Source organism: Immundisolibacter sp. (assembly GCF_041625615.1).
Classification (GTDB): Bacteria; Pseudomonadota; Gammaproteobacteria; order Immundisolibacterales; family Immundisolibacteraceae; genus Immundisolibacter.
This window is the reverse complement of the sequence record NZ_JBFJTF010000008.1, coordinates 1-13,025: the sequence shown is the minus strand read 5'-3', so window position 1 is coordinate 13,025 and position 13,025 is coordinate 1. Positions and strand designations below refer to the sequence as shown.

Genomic DNA, 13,025 nt, shown 5'->3' with positions numbered 1-13,025 from the left:
GCTTGCCGCCGTTACTCGGCTGCCGGCTCCTGCTCCTGCACCGGCCGGTCCACCAGCTCTACATACGCCATCGGCGCCGCATCACCGGGACGGAAGCCGCACTTCAGGATGCGCAGGTAACCGCCCGGACGCGTCGCGTAACGCGGCCCCAGCTCGCTGAACAGCTTGCTGACGGCGTCCTTGTCCCGCAGGCGCGAGAACACGATACGGCGGTTGGCCACCGAGTCGCTCTTGGCGCGGGTGATGAGCGGTTCGAGTACCCGCCGCAACTCCTTGGCCTTCGGCAAGGTCGTGCGGATGAGTTCCTCGCGCACCAGGGCAGCACTCATGTTCTTGAACAGCGCCGCGCGATGGCTGCTGTTACGGCCCAGCCTGCGGCCGATCTTTCTGTGTCGCATGTCTCGAAAAACCTCGTGAGGTATTGCAGCGCGTCAGGACGCGATCTCGGTCGGCCGTGGCAGGTCCGCCGGCGGCCAGTTTTCCAGACGCATGCCCAGTGACAGGCCATGCCGCGCCAGAATTTCCTTGATCTCGTTCAGCGACTTCTTGCCCAGGTTTGGCGTACGGAGCAGATCGGCCTCGGTACGCTGGATCAGATCGCCAATGAAGTGCACGTTCTCGGCCTTCAGGCAGTTCGCCGACCGCACCGTCAGCTCCAGCTCCTCGACCGGGCGCAGCAGGATCGGGTCCAGTTCGCCGGCCGCCTCGCGCCCGCGACCGGCCTGCGTTCCGCCTTGCAGGTCGACGAACACGGAAAACTGCTCGTGCAGAATCGTCGCCGCGCGCCGAATTGCTTCCTCGGGGTCGATGGTGCCGTTCGACTCCAGGTCGATGATCAACTTGTCGAGATCGGTCCGCTGCTCGACCCGCGCCGCCTCAACGCTGTAGCTGACCTGCCGCACCGGGCTGTACAGGGCGTCCAGGCGCAGGGTGCCGATCGAGGGCACTTCTTCCGCGTCGTCCGCCACGGCCGCCGGCTGGTAGCCGCGCCCGATGCTCACGGTCAGGGTCATGTCGAGCTTGCCGGCCGCGGTCAGCGTCGCCAGGTACAGGTCCGGATTGACCACTTCGACGTCGTGTCCAACCTCGATGTCCGCGGCGGTCACCACCGCCGGGCCCTGCTTGGACAGGCGTACCGTGGCCTGATCACGCCCGTCCAGCCGCACCGCAACCCCCTTGAGGTTCAGCAACAGCTCGATGACGTCTTCCTGCATGCCCTCCAGCGTGGTGAACTCGTGCAGGGCGCCTTCGATCGACACCTCGGTGATGGCGGCGCCCGGCAGCGAAGACAGCATCACCCGCCGCAGCGCATTGCCCAGCGTGTGGCCGAACCCGCGCTCGAGCGGCTCGAGCGTCACCTTCGAGCGCACCGGCGACAGCCGCTCGACCTTGACCAGCTTCGGCTTCAGAAATTCGTATACGGATGACTGCATGTTCGACACGCTCGCTGCGTTGCTTACTCGCTGTGGCGGGCCACCACGACCGGGCCCGCGTTCGTTCGGCCTGCGCCGGTCGGATCAGACCCGGCGCTTCTTCGGCGGCCGGCACCCGTTGTGCGGGATCGGCGTCACGTCGGTGATGCTCAGGATCTTGAATCCGACGTTGTTCAACGACCGCACCGCCGAGTCACGCCCCGGCCCCGGCCCGTTGACCACCACGTCCAGCGTCTTGACACCGAACTCCTGCGCCTTGTTGCCGGCGCGATCGGCGGCAACCTGCGCGGCGAACGGCGTGCTCTTGCGCGACCCCTTGAACCCGCAGGCGCCGGCCGTGGACCACGACAGGGCATTGCCCTGGCGATCGGTAATCGTGACGATGGTGTTGTTGAACGAGGCGTGGATGTGCGCCACACCTTCGGACACGTTCTTTTTGACGCGCTTGCGCGACTTGGTGCTCGGCTTGGCCATGAGGCGATCCTGTAGTGCGATTACTTACGAATGGGCTTGCGCGGCCCCTTGCGGGTACGGGCGTTGGTGCGGGTACGCTGACCGCGCACCGGCAGTCCCCGCCGATGCCGCAGGCCCCGGTAGGTCCCCAGGTCCATCAGACGCTTGATGTTCATCTGCAGCTCACGCCGCAGATCGCCCTCGACGGTCAACTTCCCGACTTCACGCCGAAGCGCTTCGATCTGCGCCTCGTTGAGGTCACGAATGCGCACCGCCGGCTCCACCTCCGCCGCAGCGCAGATCTCCAGCGCCCGGGTCGGCCCAACGCCATAAATGGACGTCAGCGCGACACGCGCATGTTTGTTGTCGGGGACGTTGATGCCAGCAATACGAGCCATATACCGAACTCCGAATTCCTACCGCGACCGAGCCCGTCGGCTCAGCCCTGCCGCTGCTTGTGCCGTGCCTCGACACAGATGACCCGTACCACACCCCGGCGGCGGATGATCTTGCAATTGCGGCACAGTTTCTTCACCGATGCGCGAACTTTCACTTTCGTGACTCCAAACTAACGGGCGCCGAACAAACCGCCGGCACCGCGACCCTTGAGATTGGCCTTCTTCAGCAGACCCTCGTACTGGTGACTCATCACGTGGGTCTGTACCTGGGCCATGAAATCCATGATCGTGATAACCACGATCAGCAATGACGTACCACCGAAGTAGAACGGCACGTGCCAGTAAACAATCAGGAATTCCGGCAGCAGACACACCAGCGCGATGTAGATGGCGCCGGCGGCGGTCAGCCGCGTGACCACACCGTCGATGTAGCGCGCCGTCTGCTCACCCGGCCGTACGCCCGGCAGGAAGGCACCGGAACGCTTTAAATTGTCCGCCGTATCCTTCGGGTTGAAAACAACCGCCGTGTAAAAAAAGCAGAAGAACACGATAAACGCCGCGTACGACAGCACGTAGAACGGCTGTCCCGGCGACAGCGCCGTGGTCACATGACGCAGCCATCCCAGCCCGCCTTCGCCACTGCCTGCCCAGCTGGCCAGGGTCGACGGGAACAGCAGGATGCTGGACGCGAAGATGGCCGGGATCACGCCTGCCATGTTGATCTTCAGCGGCAGATGGCTGGTCTGTGCCGCATACATCTGGCGCCCCTGCTGGCGCTGCGCGTAATTCACCGTGATGCGCCGCTGTCCGCGCTCGACGAACACCACGAACCCGGTGACGGCCAGGATCACGGCAATCAGCAACAACACCACAGCGCCGGCGATTTCCCCGGTGCTGACCAACTCCAGCGTGCCGCCGAACGCACCCGGCAACCCGGCGACGATACCGGCGAAGATGAGCAGCGAAATGCCGTTACCGATACCGCGTTCGGTCACCTGCTCACCCAGCCACAGCAGAAACATGCTGCCGGCAACCAGCGTCGAGATCGCGATTACCCGGAATCCCAGGCCCGGGTCGATCACCACCGACATTCCCCGCGCCGTCTGACCTTCCAGTGCGATGGCGATCCCGAGCGCCTGGAACGCTGCCAGCACCACCGTGCCGTAACGCGTGTACTGAGTCAGCTTGCGCCGGCCGGCCGCGCCTTCCTTCTTCAGCTCTTCGAGCTTCGGCACCACGCTGCTGAGCAGCTGCACGATGATCGACGCCGAGATGTACGGCATCACGCCAAGCGCGAATATCGACAGGCGCTCCAGCGCGCCGCCCGAGAACATGTTGAACATGTCGAGCACGGTGCCGCGCTGGGCATCGAACATCGCCGCCAGCGCCAAGGGGTTGATCCCCGGCACCGGCACGTGCGCGCCCAACCGGAACACCAGCAATGCCCCGATGACAAACAGGATTCGGCGGCGCAGCTCGGCGAACTTGCCGAGCCCGCCGAGCATTGCCGGATTGGCGCCGCGCGTGGCCATCAGGCTTCTTCGACGCTCCCGCCGCTGGCCTCGATCGCCGCGCGTGCACCCGCCGTGGTCAGCACGCCCTTCAGACGCACCGCGCCACTCACATCACCCGACACGATCACCTTGGCTCGCTTGGCCTGTAGCGGCACCACACCGGCCGCCTTCAAGGCGTCCAGGTCGATCACTTCCGCCTGCACCAGGCGCAGTTCGGACAGGCGCACCTCGGCGGTGTCGCCGGCACTGCGCGACCGAAAGCCGCGCTTCGGAAGGCGCCGCTGCAGCGGCATCTGGCCGCCTTCGAAACCGACCTTGTGATAGCCACCGGCACGGGCGTGCTGACCCTTGTGGCCACGCCCAGCGGTCTTGCCCAGCCCCGAGCCGATACCACGACCCAGGCGGCGGCGTTCCTTGCGCGAGCCCTCGGCGGGCTTGAGCGTATCCAGACGCATTAGAGCTCCTCCACCTTCAGCAGGTAGGCCACCTTGCGAATCATGCCGCGCACCGCCGGCGTGTCCTCAAGCTCGGCCTGGCTGCCGATACGGCGCAGACCCAGCCCGTTCACACAGGCGTCGTGAATGCGACCCCGTCCGGTACGGCTGCGCACCAACGTGACGCGCACCTTCTTTCCTGACTTGCCGTTCATGCCCGCAGATCTTCCACGTTAATGCCACGACGCATGGCGATGGCGTCCGGGGACTCCATCCCGCCCAACCCGGCGATGGTGGCCATCACCACGTTCACCGGATTGTTGCTGCCGATGCACTTGGCCAGCACATCACGCACCCCCAACGCCTCGAACACGGCGCGCATGACGCCGCCGGCGATGATGCCGGTACCTTCCGAGGCTGGCTGCATGTACACGCGGGCCGCGCCGTGCGTGGCCGTGATCGGGTAGTACAGCGTGCCGCCGTTGAGGGGAACGCGGACCATGCTGCGACGTGCGGCTTCCATGGCTTTCTGAATCGCCACCGGCACTTCACGCGCCTTGCCCTGGCCGAAGCCGACACGGCCATCGCCGTCGCCGACCACGGTCAGCGCCGCAAAACCGAACTGCCGGCCGCCCTTGACCACCTTGGCCACACGGCGCACGTTGATCAGCTTCTGAATATCGTTGGTTTCGTACGTTTCGGCGCGAGCCATGACCAACTAACTCCTAGAATTTCAGACCGGCTTCACGGGCCGCATCGGCCAGTGCCTTCACCCGGCCGTGATATTTGAATCCACTGCGGTCGAACGCCACCTCGGCGACCCCGGCCTGCTGCGCGCGCTCCGCAATGGTGCGACCAATCAGGCGCGCCGCGTCGACATTGCCGGTATGACCCAGCTGCTCCGACAGCGTCTTCTCCAGCGTGCTGGCAGCCGCCAGCACCCGGCCGCCACTGGCATCGATGACCTGCGCGTACGTGTGCTGCGACGTGCGATACACACTCAGGCGGGTCATGCCCAGCTTGCGGATCTGCGCCCGCGTGGCGCGCCCGCGCCGCAGACGCTTGAGCTTCTTTTCCATGTCCTGACTTACCTGCTGTTACCGACTACTTTTTCTTCTTGGCTTCTTTACGAGCCACGACTTCATCGGAATAACGAATGCCCTTGCCCTTGTACGGCTCGGGCGGACGCACGGCGCGAATGTTGGCGGCCAGCTGCCCGACACGCTGACGGTCGGCACCGCGCACCACCACCTGCGTCTGGGTCGGCGTCTCCACCTGCAACCCCTCGGGCACCGGCATTTCGACCGGGTGCGAGTAACCCACCGCGATGCTGAGCACCTGGCCCTTCATCTGCGCGCGGTAACCCACGCCCACGAGGTCGAGCGTGCGGGTGAACCCTTCGCTGCACCCCTTGACCATGTTGCTGATCAGCGCACGCGCCGTCCCGGCCTGGGCCCACGCCGACGCGGTTTCCTCGCGTACGGTCACGCGCAGCTCGCCGTTTTCCTGCGCCACCTGAACGTCCTGGTGCACGGTATGCGACAGGCTGCCCTTGGCGCCCTTCACGCGAACGCTGTCACCAGCGACTTCAACTTCCAGCCCCTTAGGCAGGGGAATGGGACTTTTTGCGACTCGAGACATGACTGCGTTCCGTCACTCGACCAGGCACAGCACTTCGCCGCCGACTCCGGCGCGACGTGCAGCCCGATCCGACATCACCCCTTGCGGGGTCGACACGATGGCAACCCCGTAACCGCCGAGCACGCGCGGCAACTGGTCCTTGCCGCGGTACATCCGCAGGCCCGGCCGGCTGGCGCGCCGCAGGCTGCGAATCACCGGCTTGCCTTCCGAATACTTCAGGCTCACGGTCAAGGTCAGGCGGCCGTCACTCTCGGTCACTTCGTAGCCGCTGATGAAACCTTCGCTCTTGAGCACCTCGGCCAGTGCAACCTTCATCTTCGACGACGGCATCTGAACCTGGGCATACCGACGCCCAATGGCGTTGCGCACCCGCGTCAGCATGTCCGCGATGGGATCCATGATCGTCATTTGACTGTACCGTCCTACCAGCTTGACTTGACCATGCCCGGCACGTCGCCACGCATGGAGGCTTCGCGCAGCTTGTTGCGCCCCAGCCCGAATTTGCGGTACACGCCGTGCCCACGGCCGGTCACCCGACAGCGACTGACCACGCGCACCGGACTGGCGTCACGCGGAAGCTTCTGCAGCGCCACCTGTGCCGCGTAGCGGTCGGCGTCCGGCAGATTCACGTTGGCGATGATCGCCTTCAGCTCGGCGCGCCGCGCCGCGTACTTACGCACCAGTGCAGCGCGCTTGTCGTTACGATTGATTACCGACTTCTTGGCCACGCGCGTGTCCTCAGCTGCGGAAGGGAAAGTTGAACGCCGCCAGCAACGCACGGCCGTGCTCGTCGTTAGCCGCCGTCGTCGTGATCGACACGTCCATGCCACGCATCTTGTCGACCTTGTCGAAATCGATCTCCGGAAAGATGATCTGTTCCGTCAGGCCCATGTTGTAGTTGCCACGGCCGTCGAACCCGCGCGGCGACAGGCCGCGGAAGTCACGGATGCGTGGGGCGGCGATGCTGATGAACCGGTCAAGGAACTCGTACATGCGCTGGCTACGCAGCGTGACCTTGCACCCGATCGGCCATCCTTCGCGGATCTTGAAGCTCGCCACGGCGCGACGGGCCTTGGTCACCAGCGGCTTTTGCCCGCTGATCAGCGCCAAATCCGCCACGGCAGCGTCGAGTGCCTTCTTGTCCGCTGCCGCCTCGCCAACACCCATGTTCAAGGTGATCTTGACCAGCCGCGGCACGGCCATCACGTTGTCGATGCCCAGCTCGCTGCGCAAGCGCGGCATGACCACTTCTCTGTAATGCTGTTCCAGCCTTGTCATGTGCCCCGGCCGACGTTTAGTCGACCACCTCGCCGTTGGATTTGGTGAAGCGAACCTTGCGCCCGTCCTCGAGCACTCGGAAACCGATCCTGTCGGCTTGCCCGGTCGCTTTGTTGTAAAAGGCCACGTTGGAAACCTGCAAGGGCATCTCCTTCTCGAGGATGCCTCCCTGCTTACCGGTCATCGGCTGCGGCTTCACGTGTTTCTTGACCACGTTCACGCCCTCGACGACCAGACGGTCATCGGCCAGCACGCGCACGACCTGCCCGCGCTTGCCCTTGTCCCGACCGGTGATGACGATCACCTCGTCACCGCGTTTGATCTTGCGCATCGGCCTACCCTCAAAGCACTTCGGGAGCCAGCGACACCAGGCGCATGAACTGCTCGGTACGCAGCTCACGGGTCACCGGCCCGAAAATACGCGTGCCAATCGGCGCGCCCTGGTTGTTCAGCAACACCACAGCGTTGTTGTCGAAGCGGATCTTCGAACCGTCGGCACGACGCACGCCATGTACGGTGCGAACCACCACCGCGCGATAGACCTCGCCCTTCTTTACCCGGCCGCGCGGAATGGCGTCCTTGACGCTGACGCGAATGACGTCCCCGACGCCCGCGTACCGGCGCTTCGAGCCACCGAGCACCTTGATACACATCACGCGGCGCGCACCGCTGTTGTCCGCCACATCGAGGTGGCTTTGCATCTGAATCATGACCGTCTCCGCTTGCCTGGTGCGCTCACTCGCCGGCCCGTTCGATGACCTCGACCAGACGCCAGGTCTTGGTCTTGGACAGCGGCCGGCACTCCTCGATCCGCACCAGATCCCCGATGCGGCAGGCGTTGTCGGCATCGTGCGCGTGGAACTTGCTCGAACGCCGCACATACTTCTTGTAAATCGGGTGCTGCTCACGCGTCTCGACGCGCACGCTGATGGACTTGTCCATCCTGTCACTGATCACCCGCCCCACCACGGTACGCGGGTTTGCTGTCTTCTCGTTCATGCGCCTGCCTGCGAAGCCTGTTCTTTGAGAAGGGTCTTGACGCGCGCCACTTCACGCCGCAGCGAGCGGAACCGCGACGGGTTCGTCAGCTGCCCGGTGGCACGCTGTACCCGCAGGTTCAGGTGCTCGCGGTGCAGTTCGAGCAGACGCTTCTGCAACTCGTCGGCCGACTTGCCGCGCAACTCGCTGGTATTCATACCGTAAAGCCTCGCTTCACGAAGGTAGTGCGCACCGACAGCTTGGCCGCCGCGAGCGCCATGGCCTCACGGGCCAGCGTCTCGTCAACGCCTTCCATCTCGTACAGCACCTTGCCGGGCTGGATCTCGGCGACCCAGTACTCGACCGCGCCCTTGCCCTTACCCATACGGACTTCGAGCGGCTTCTTGGAAATCGGCTTGTCCGGGAATACCCGAATCCAGATCTTCCCGCCGCGTCGAACGTGGCGGCTGATCGCGCGACGCGCCGCCTCGATCTGACGCGCCGTGATCCGTCCCCGGGTCGTCGCCTTCAGGCCGAACTCGCCGAAACTGACGTTGTTGCCGACCAGGGCCAAACCCCGGTTGCGGCCCTTGAACTGTTTGCGGAATTTGGTCCGCTTAGGCTGCAACATGGTGCTTCCCCGTGACCTCAGGCGCCGGCAGCGGCGGCGCCTTCGGCAACCTCCGCCCCGTCACCCTTGTAAATCCAAACCTTCACGCCGATGATCCCGTACGTCGTCTTGGCCTCGGCGGTGCCGTAGTCGATGTTGGCGCGGAACGTGTGCAGCGGCACCCGCCCCTCGCGGTACCACTCGCTGCGCGCGATCTCGGCGCCATTCAGGCGACCGGCCACGTTGATGCGGATGCCCTGCGCGTGCAGGCGCATCGCGTTCGCCACGGCACGACGCATGGCGCGGCGGAACATGATGCGGCGCTCGAGCTGCTGGGCGACGCTTTCGGCGACCAGATACGCGTCGAGCTCCGGACGGCGAATCTCCTCGACGCTGATGTGCACCGGAATGCCCATCATCTCGCCGACGGTGCGCCGCAGGCGCTCGATGTCGTCGCCCTTCTTACCGATAACGATGCCCGGACGTGCCGTGTGGATGACCACCCGCGCATTCTGCGCCGGGCGCTCGATCTCGATACGGCTCACCGACGCGTGCGACAACTGCTTGCGCAGCACGCGTCGCACCGCCAGGTCGGTATTCAGGTTATCGGCATAGGTGCGCCCTTGGGCGAACCAGCGCGAATTGTGCTCTTTGACGACGCCCAGGCGGATGCCGGTCGGATGTACTTTCTGGCCCATGTGCGCCCCTTAGCCTTTCTTGGCCTTCTTCTGGTCGCTCACCACGACCTTGATGTGACACGTACGTTTCGTGATGCGGTTGCCACGGCCGCGAGCACGCGCATGGAAGCGCTTCATGGAGGGGCCCTCGTCCACGCAGATGGCTGCGATACGCAGCTCGTCCACGTCGGCACCGTTGTTGTGCTCGGCGTTGGCGATAGCCGACTCGACCACCTTCTTCACCATGTGCGCGGCTTTCTTGGTGCTGTGCTGGAGCAGCTGCAGCGCCTTGTCAACCGGCATCCCGCGAACCTGATCGGCCACCAGTCGCCCCTTCTGGGCGGAGATGTGCGCGTTACGCAACAGAGCAAACGTTTCCATGGCCGCCTCAGCGCGTCTTGCGATCGGCCACGTGGCCACGGTAGGTGCGCGTGGGCACGAACTCACCGAGCTTGTGGCCGACCATGTTTTCGTTGATCAGCACTGGCACGTGCTGACGCCCGTTATGCACGGCGATGGTCAACCCGATCATGTCCGGCAGCACGGTGGAACGCCGCGACCACGTCTTGATCGGACGCCGCCCGCCGCTGGCCGCCGCCTGCTCGACTTTTTGTTGCAGGTGCAGGTCCACGAATGGGCCTTTCTTTACGGATCTTGGCACGTTACTGGCTCCGTACTTGCCTTACTTGGCGCCGCGCCGGCGCACAATCTGACTGGTGCTGCGCTTGTTCCTGCGCGTCTTGTGACCCTTCGTCGGGACACCCCACGGCGACACCGGATGCCGGCCGCCGGAGGTACGTCCCTCACCGCCACCGTGCGGGTGGTCGACCGGGTTCATGGCCACGCCGCGCACCGTCGGGCGAACGCCGCGCCACCGCTTGGCGCCAGCCTTGCCCAGGGAACGCAGCGAATGCTCACTGTTTCCAACCTCGCCGAGCGTGGCCCGGCAATCCGCCGGTACGCGGCGGATCTCACCGGACTTCAGGCGCAGCGTGACGGTGTCGCCTTCGCGCGCCACCAGCTGCACGGACGTGCCGGCGCTGCGCGCCAGCTGCGCGCCCTTTCCAACCTTCATCTCCACGCAATGCACGGTGCTGCCCACGGGGATGTTGCGCAGCGGCAACGCGTTGCCGGGCTCGATCGGCGCGTGCACGCCGGACATCACCGCCTGGCCCGCCACCACGCCCTTGGGGGCGATGATGTAGCGACGCTCGCCGTCCGCGTACAGGAGCAGCGCCAGGTGCGCGGTCCGGTTCGGGTCGTATTCCAGCCGCTCGACGCGCGCCGGAACGCCGTCCTTGTCGCGGCGAAAATCAACGACGCGATAGCGCTGCTTGTGTCCGCCCCCACGATGACGCGTGGTCACACGTCCGTTGCTGTTGCGACCGCCGGTGCTCTGCTTGCTCGCCACCAGCGGCGCGTACGGCGCGCCCTTGTGCAGCTCGGGCGTCACCACGCTGACCACGAAACGGCGGCCCGGCGACGTCGGCTTTCTTTTGACTACTGCCATGATCCTGTTCCAGCTTCCGTGTGCGTCAGGCGACGCCGGTGAAGTCGATGTCGTGGCCCGGCGCCAGCGTCACATAGCTCTTCTTCCAGTCCTTGCGCCGACCGGTCCGCTTGGTCTTGCCTTTCATGCGCAGCGTCTGGACTGCCTGCACCTTGACCGAGAACGCGTGCTCCACGGCCGCCTTGATCTCGTCCTTGCTGGCGTCCGGCGCGACCCGAAACACGATCTGCCGATACTTCTCGGCGACCCGCGTTCCCTTCTCGGAGATGTGCGGCGCGCGAATGACCTCTAACAACCTTGCTTCGTTCACTGCAACCACTCCTGGACGACACGCGCCGCGTCGGCGGTCATCACCACCCGCTGCGCCCACACCAGCGCCAGCGGGTTCAGATCCTGCACCTCGCAAACCTCCACACCGACCAGGTTGCGCGACGCCAGCGCCAATTCCACCGTCAGTTCCTCGACCACCAGCAACAGGTGGTCGCACGGCATCTCAAGCTGCTGAAGGCGCTCGGCCAGGGCACGCGTCTTGGGCGCCTCCAGCGCGAGCCCATCGACCAGCTGCAACCGGCCAAGCCGGTTCAGCTCGGAGAAAATGCTGCTCATGCCGGCGCGGTACATCTTGCGGTTGAGCTTTTGCGAATAGTTCTCGCCGCCCGCCGGAAACACCTTGCCGCCCCCGCGCCACAACGGGCTGCGGATGGTGCCCGCACGGGCGCGGCCACTGCCCTTCTGACGCCACGGCTTGCGGCCACCGCCACGCACTTCCGAACGGGTCTTCTGCTTGGCATCCGCCTGGCGGGCGTTGGCCATGAACGCCACCACCAACTGGTGCACCAGCCCTTCGTTGAACGGCCGGTCGAACACCGCATCGGCCAGCGTCACGGCGCTGGCGTCGCCGCCACCGACGGCTGTTACTGGCAATTCCATGTCACGCTCCCGCCTGCTTGTCGGCACCAACCGGGCGCACCAGCACCTCGCCGCCCTGCGGACCGGGCACCGCACCCTTGATCAGCAGCAGCCCCCGCTCGGCGTCCACACGCACGACCTCGAGGTTGCGCTGAGTGCGCTGCACGTTGCCGTACTGGCCCGCCATCTTCTTGCCCGGGAACACACGACCCGGCGTCTGGTTCTGACCGATCGAGCCCGGCGCGCGATGCGACAGCGAGTTGCCGTGCGTCGCGTCACCGCCACCGAAACCCCAGCGACGCACCGTCCCGGAGAAACCACGACCGCGGGTAACACCCGTCACGTTCACCATCTGACCGGCTTCGAAGCGGTCCGCGCCCAGCTCGCTACCAACCTCGGGCGCCGCTTCGCCGTCGCCCAGCCGAAACTCGTTCAGGCTGCGCGCCGGCTCCACGCCAGCCTTCGCGAAATGGCCCGCCAGCGCCTTGTCGACCAGCGCGGCACGCTTGGTGCCGAACGCCACCTGCACGGCGCTGTACCCGTCCGCTTCAGGCGTGCGCAGCTGCACCACCCGGTTACCGGATACGTCGATCACGGTCACCGGCACGGCAGCACCGTCCGGCGTAAAAACTCGTGTCATGCCGCATTTGCGGCCTACCAAACCCATGGCCATGCCTGGTTGTCCTGCTTGTTAGCCTTCTCTGCTACAGCCCCGACGCCACATCCGCCCGTCAGCTGAGCTTGATGTGCACGTCGACGCCGGCGGCCAGATCGAGATTCATCAGCGCATCCACCGTCTTGTCGGTCGGATCGATGATGTCCATCAGCCGCTTGTGCGTACGGATCTCGAACTGGTCGCGCGAGTCCTTGTCCTTGTGCGGTGAGCGCAACAGCGTGTAGCGCTCGATCTTGACCGGCAGCGGAATGGGACCATGCACACGGGAGCCCGTACGCTTGGCGGTGTCCACGATCTCGCGAGCCGATTTATCGATCAGCTGGTGCGAAAACGACTTCAGGCGGATGCGAATTTTCTGGCCGGCCATGACGGATTACTCGATCACCTTGGTAACCACGCCGGCGCCGACGGTGCGGCCGCCCTCGCGGATGGCAAAGCGCAGACCCTCGTCCATCGCGATCGGCGTGATCAGCGATACCTGCAGGTTCACGTTGTCGCCCGGCATCACCATCTC

The 13,025-nt window shown here is 65.2% G+C and carries 27 protein-coding genes and 1 pseudogene; all 28 read right to left on the bottom strand.

Going from position 1 to position 13,025, the window contains the following annotated elements; genetic code table 11:
- Positions 1-11: 11 nt before the first annotated feature.
- Positions 12-398, bottom strand: a complete 387-nt coding sequence (gene rplQ / locus ABYX71_RS01325; protein WP_372694145.1) for a 50S ribosomal protein L17 — start codon at positions 396-398, stop codon at positions 12-14.
- A 33-nt stretch (positions 399-431) separates the two neighbouring features.
- Complete coding sequence (gene rpoA, locus ABYX71_RS01320) at positions 432-1,433, bottom strand: DNA-directed RNA polymerase subunit alpha (RefSeq protein ID WP_372694143.1); 1,002 nt, start codon at positions 1,431-1,433, stop codon at positions 432-434.
- Positions 1,434-1,517: 84 nt separating this feature from the next.
- A complete protein-coding gene (gene rpsK / locus ABYX71_RS01315) occupies positions 1,518-1,907 on the bottom strand; it encodes a 30S ribosomal protein S11 (protein WP_372694141.1) in 390 nt (129 codons plus the stop codon).
- Positions 1,908-1,927: 20 nt separating this feature from the next.
- Positions 1,928-2,284, bottom strand: coding sequence for a 30S ribosomal protein S13 (gene rpsM, locus ABYX71_RS01310; protein ID WP_372694139.1), 357 nt, complete (start codon positions 2,282-2,284; stop codon positions 1,928-1,930).
- Positions 2,285-2,325: 41 nt separating this feature from the next.
- Positions 2,326-2,439, bottom strand: a complete 114-nt coding sequence (gene rpmJ, locus ABYX71_RS01305; protein ID WP_372694137.1) for a 50S ribosomal protein L36 — start codon at positions 2,437-2,439, stop codon at positions 2,326-2,328.
- A gap of 15 nt (positions 2,440-2,454) precedes the next feature.
- Complete coding sequence (gene secY / locus ABYX71_RS01300) at positions 2,455-3,816, bottom strand: preprotein translocase subunit SecY (protein ID WP_372694135.1); 1,362 nt, start codon at positions 3,814-3,816, stop codon at positions 2,455-2,457.
- Positions 3,816-4,253: a 50S ribosomal protein L15 gene (rplO, locus tag ABYX71_RS01295; RefSeq protein WP_372694133.1), complete on the bottom strand. Its 438-nt coding sequence runs from the start codon at positions 4,251-4,253 to the stop codon at positions 3,816-3,818. The genes secY and rplO overlap by 1 nt, the downstream gene beginning before the upstream one ends.
- Entirely contained in the window at positions 4,253-4,447 is a 195-nt protein-coding gene (gene rpmD, locus ABYX71_RS01290) for a 50S ribosomal protein L30 (RefSeq protein ID WP_372694131.1), read from the bottom strand. The genes rplO and rpmD overlap by 1 nt, the downstream gene beginning before the upstream one ends.
- A complete protein-coding gene (gene rpsE / locus ABYX71_RS01285) occupies positions 4,444-4,944 on the bottom strand; it encodes a 30S ribosomal protein S5 (RefSeq protein ID WP_372694129.1) in 501 nt (166 codons plus the stop codon). The genes rpmD and rpsE overlap by 4 nt, the downstream gene beginning before the upstream one ends.
- Before the next feature lie 13 nt (positions 4,945-4,957).
- Positions 4,958-5,311 (bottom strand): 50S ribosomal protein L18, encoded by a 354-nt coding sequence (rplR, locus tag ABYX71_RS01280; protein WP_372694127.1) that lies wholly within the window; start codon positions 5,309-5,311, stop codon positions 4,958-4,960.
- Between the two features lie 25 nt (positions 5,312-5,336).
- The gene (gene rplF / locus ABYX71_RS01275; protein ID WP_372694125.1) at positions 5,337-5,873 is read right to left on the bottom strand and encodes a 50S ribosomal protein L6; all 537 of its coding nucleotides are present in this window, start codon (positions 5,871-5,873) and stop codon (positions 5,337-5,339) included.
- Between the two features lie 12 nt (positions 5,874-5,885).
- Positions 5,886-6,281, bottom strand: coding sequence for a 30S ribosomal protein S8 (gene rpsH, locus ABYX71_RS01270; RefSeq protein WP_372694123.1), 396 nt, complete (start codon positions 6,279-6,281; stop codon positions 5,886-5,888).
- Positions 6,282-6,295: 14 nt separating this feature from the next.
- Entirely contained in the window at positions 6,296-6,601 is a 306-nt protein-coding gene (rpsN, locus tag ABYX71_RS01265) for a 30S ribosomal protein S14 (protein ID WP_372694121.1), read from the bottom strand.
- 10 nt (positions 6,602-6,611) lie between these two features.
- Positions 6,612-7,151 (bottom strand): 50S ribosomal protein L5, encoded by a 540-nt coding sequence (gene rplE, locus ABYX71_RS01260; RefSeq protein WP_372694119.1) that lies wholly within the window; start codon positions 7,149-7,151, stop codon positions 6,612-6,614.
- A gap of 16 nt (positions 7,152-7,167) precedes the next feature.
- Positions 7,168-7,482, bottom strand: a complete 315-nt coding sequence (gene rplX, locus ABYX71_RS01255; protein ID WP_372694117.1) for a 50S ribosomal protein L24 — start codon at positions 7,480-7,482, stop codon at positions 7,168-7,170.
- 10 nt (positions 7,483-7,492) lie between these two features.
- Positions 7,493-7,861, bottom strand: a complete 369-nt coding sequence (gene rplN / locus ABYX71_RS01250) for a 50S ribosomal protein L14 (protein WP_372694115.1) — start codon at positions 7,859-7,861, stop codon at positions 7,493-7,495.
- A gap of 25 nt (positions 7,862-7,886) precedes the next feature.
- Complete coding sequence (gene rpsQ, locus ABYX71_RS01245) at positions 7,887-8,150, bottom strand: 30S ribosomal protein S17 (RefSeq protein ID WP_372694113.1); 264 nt, start codon at positions 8,148-8,150, stop codon at positions 7,887-7,889.
- Positions 8,147-8,347: a 50S ribosomal protein L29 gene (gene rpmC / locus ABYX71_RS01240; RefSeq protein ID WP_372694111.1), complete on the bottom strand. Its 201-nt coding sequence runs from the start codon at positions 8,345-8,347 to the stop codon at positions 8,147-8,149. Before rpmC ends, rpsQ begins: the two co-directional genes overlap by 4 nt.
- Positions 8,344-8,760, bottom strand: a complete 417-nt coding sequence (gene rplP / locus ABYX71_RS01235) for a 50S ribosomal protein L16 (RefSeq protein WP_372694109.1) — start codon at positions 8,758-8,760, stop codon at positions 8,344-8,346. Before rplP ends, rpmC begins: the two co-directional genes overlap by 4 nt.
- 17 nt (positions 8,761-8,777) lie before the next feature.
- A complete protein-coding gene (gene rpsC, locus ABYX71_RS01230) occupies positions 8,778-9,437 on the bottom strand; it encodes a 30S ribosomal protein S3 (RefSeq protein ID WP_372694107.1) in 660 nt (219 codons plus the stop codon).
- A gap of 9 nt (positions 9,438-9,446) precedes the next feature.
- Positions 9,447-9,797, bottom strand: coding sequence for a 50S ribosomal protein L22 (rplV, locus tag ABYX71_RS01225; protein WP_372694105.1), 351 nt, complete (start codon positions 9,795-9,797; stop codon positions 9,447-9,449).
- Between the two features lie 7 nt (positions 9,798-9,804).
- The gene (gene rpsS / locus ABYX71_RS01220) at positions 9,805-10,077 is read right to left on the bottom strand and encodes a 30S ribosomal protein S19 (RefSeq protein ID WP_372694103.1); all 273 of its coding nucleotides are present in this window, start codon (positions 10,075-10,077) and stop codon (positions 9,805-9,807) included.
- A 21-nt stretch (positions 10,078-10,098) separates the two neighbouring features.
- Entirely contained in the window at positions 10,099-10,926 is an 828-nt protein-coding gene (rplB, locus tag ABYX71_RS01215) for a 50S ribosomal protein L2 (protein ID WP_372694101.1), read from the bottom strand.
- A 25-nt stretch (positions 10,927-10,951) separates the two neighbouring features.
- The gene (gene rplW, locus ABYX71_RS01210) at positions 10,952-11,236 is read right to left on the bottom strand and encodes a 50S ribosomal protein L23 (RefSeq protein ID WP_372694099.1); all 285 of its coding nucleotides are present in this window, start codon (positions 11,234-11,236) and stop codon (positions 10,952-10,954) included.
- Complete coding sequence (gene rplD / locus ABYX71_RS01205; RefSeq protein WP_372694097.1) at positions 11,233-11,856, bottom strand: 50S ribosomal protein L4; 624 nt, start codon at positions 11,854-11,856, stop codon at positions 11,233-11,235. Before rplD ends, rplW begins: the two co-directional genes overlap by 4 nt.
- A gap of 1 nt (position 11,857) precedes the next feature.
- Positions 11,858-12,508 carry a 50S ribosomal protein L3 gene (gene rplC / locus ABYX71_RS01200; protein WP_372694095.1) on the bottom strand — a complete coding sequence of 217 codons (651 nt, stop codon included), beginning with the start codon at positions 12,506-12,508 and terminating at the stop codon, positions 11,858-11,860.
- 58 nt (positions 12,509-12,566) lie between these two features.
- Positions 12,567-12,878, bottom strand: a complete 312-nt coding sequence (rpsJ, locus tag ABYX71_RS01195; RefSeq protein ID WP_372694093.1) for a 30S ribosomal protein S10 — start codon at positions 12,876-12,878, stop codon at positions 12,567-12,569.
- A gap of 6 nt (positions 12,879-12,884) precedes the next feature.
- Positions 12,885-13,025, bottom strand: a pseudogene (tuf, locus tag ABYX71_RS01190) (elongation factor Tu); the annotation flags it as partial.

What these genes read in the sequence shown, in the direction of transcription:
- rplC (WP_372694095.1), bottom strand. Translation starts at nt 12,508, where the DNA reads ATGGCCATGGGTTTGGTAGGCCGCAAATGCGGCATGACACGAGTTTTT.
- rpsM (WP_372694139.1), bottom strand. Translation starts at nt 2,284, where the DNA reads ATGGCTCGTATTGCTGGCATCAACGTCCCCGACAACAAACATGCGCGT.
- rpsH (WP_372694123.1), bottom strand. Translation starts at nt 6,281, where the DNA reads ATGACGATCATGGATCCCATCGCGGACATGCTGACGCGGGTGCGCAAC.
- rpmD (WP_372694131.1), bottom strand. Translation starts at nt 4,447, where the DNA reads ATGAACGGCAAGTCAGGAAAGAAGGTGCGCGTCACGTTGGTGCGCAGC.
- secY (WP_372694135.1), bottom strand. Translation starts at nt 3,816, where the DNA reads ATGGCCACGCGCGGCGCCAATCCGGCAATGCTCGGCGGGCTCGGCAAG.
- rpsJ (WP_372694093.1), bottom strand. Translation starts at nt 12,878, where the DNA reads ATGGCCGGCCAGAAAATTCGCATCCGCCTGAAGTCGTTTTCGCACCAG.
- rpoA (WP_372694143.1), bottom strand. Translation starts at nt 1,433, where the DNA reads ATGCAGTCATCCGTATACGAATTTCTGAAGCCGAAGCTGGTCAAGGTC.
- rplR (WP_372694127.1), bottom strand. Translation starts at nt 5,311, where the DNA reads ATGGAAAAGAAGCTCAAGCGTCTGCGGCGCGGGCGCGCCACGCGGGCG.
- rplN (WP_372694115.1), bottom strand. Translation starts at nt 7,861, where the DNA reads ATGATTCAGATGCAAAGCCACCTCGATGTGGCGGACAACAGCGGTGCG.
- rplF (WP_372694125.1), bottom strand. Translation starts at nt 5,873, where the DNA reads ATGTCTCGAGTCGCAAAAAGTCCCATTCCCCTGCCTAAGGGGCTGGAA.
- rplX (WP_372694117.1), bottom strand. Translation starts at nt 7,482, where the DNA reads ATGCGCAAGATCAAACGCGGTGACGAGGTGATCGTCATCACCGGTCGG.
- rplE (WP_372694119.1), bottom strand. Translation starts at nt 7,151, where the DNA reads ATGACAAGGCTGGAACAGCATTACAGAGAAGTGGTCATGCCGCGCTTG.
- rpsK (WP_372694141.1), bottom strand. Translation starts at nt 1,907, where the DNA reads ATGGCCAAGCCGAGCACCAAGTCGCGCAAGCGCGTCAAAAAGAACGTG.
- rpmC (WP_372694111.1), bottom strand. Translation starts at nt 8,347, where the DNA reads ATGAATACCAGCGAGTTGCGCGGCAAGTCGGCCGACGAGTTGCAGAAG.
- rplV (WP_372694105.1), bottom strand. Translation starts at nt 9,797, where the DNA reads ATGGAAACGTTTGCTCTGTTGCGTAACGCGCACATCTCCGCCCAGAAG.
- rplP (WP_372694109.1), bottom strand. Translation starts at nt 8,760, where the DNA reads ATGTTGCAGCCTAAGCGGACCAAATTCCGCAAACAGTTCAAGGGCCGC.
- rplB (WP_372694101.1), bottom strand. Translation starts at nt 10,926, where the DNA reads ATGGCAGTAGTCAAAAGAAAGCCGACGTCGCCGGGCCGCCGTTTCGTG.
- rpsQ (WP_372694113.1), bottom strand. Translation starts at nt 8,150, where the DNA reads ATGAACGAGAAGACAGCAAACCCGCGTACCGTGGTGGGGCGGGTGATC.
- rplD (WP_372694097.1), bottom strand. Translation starts at nt 11,856, where the DNA reads ATGGAATTGCCAGTAACAGCCGTCGGTGGCGGCGACGCCAGCGCCGTG.
- rplO (WP_372694133.1), bottom strand. Translation starts at nt 4,253, where the DNA reads ATGCGTCTGGATACGCTCAAGCCCGCCGAGGGCTCGCGCAAGGAACGC.
- rplQ (WP_372694145.1), bottom strand. Translation starts at nt 398, where the DNA reads ATGCGACACAGAAAGATCGGCCGCAGGCTGGGCCGTAACAGCAGCCAT.
- rpsE (WP_372694129.1), bottom strand. Translation starts at nt 4,944, where the DNA reads ATGGCTCGCGCCGAAACGTACGAAACCAACGATATTCAGAAGCTGATC.
- rpsC (WP_372694107.1), bottom strand. Translation starts at nt 9,437, where the DNA reads ATGGGCCAGAAAGTACATCCGACCGGCATCCGCCTGGGCGTCGTCAAA.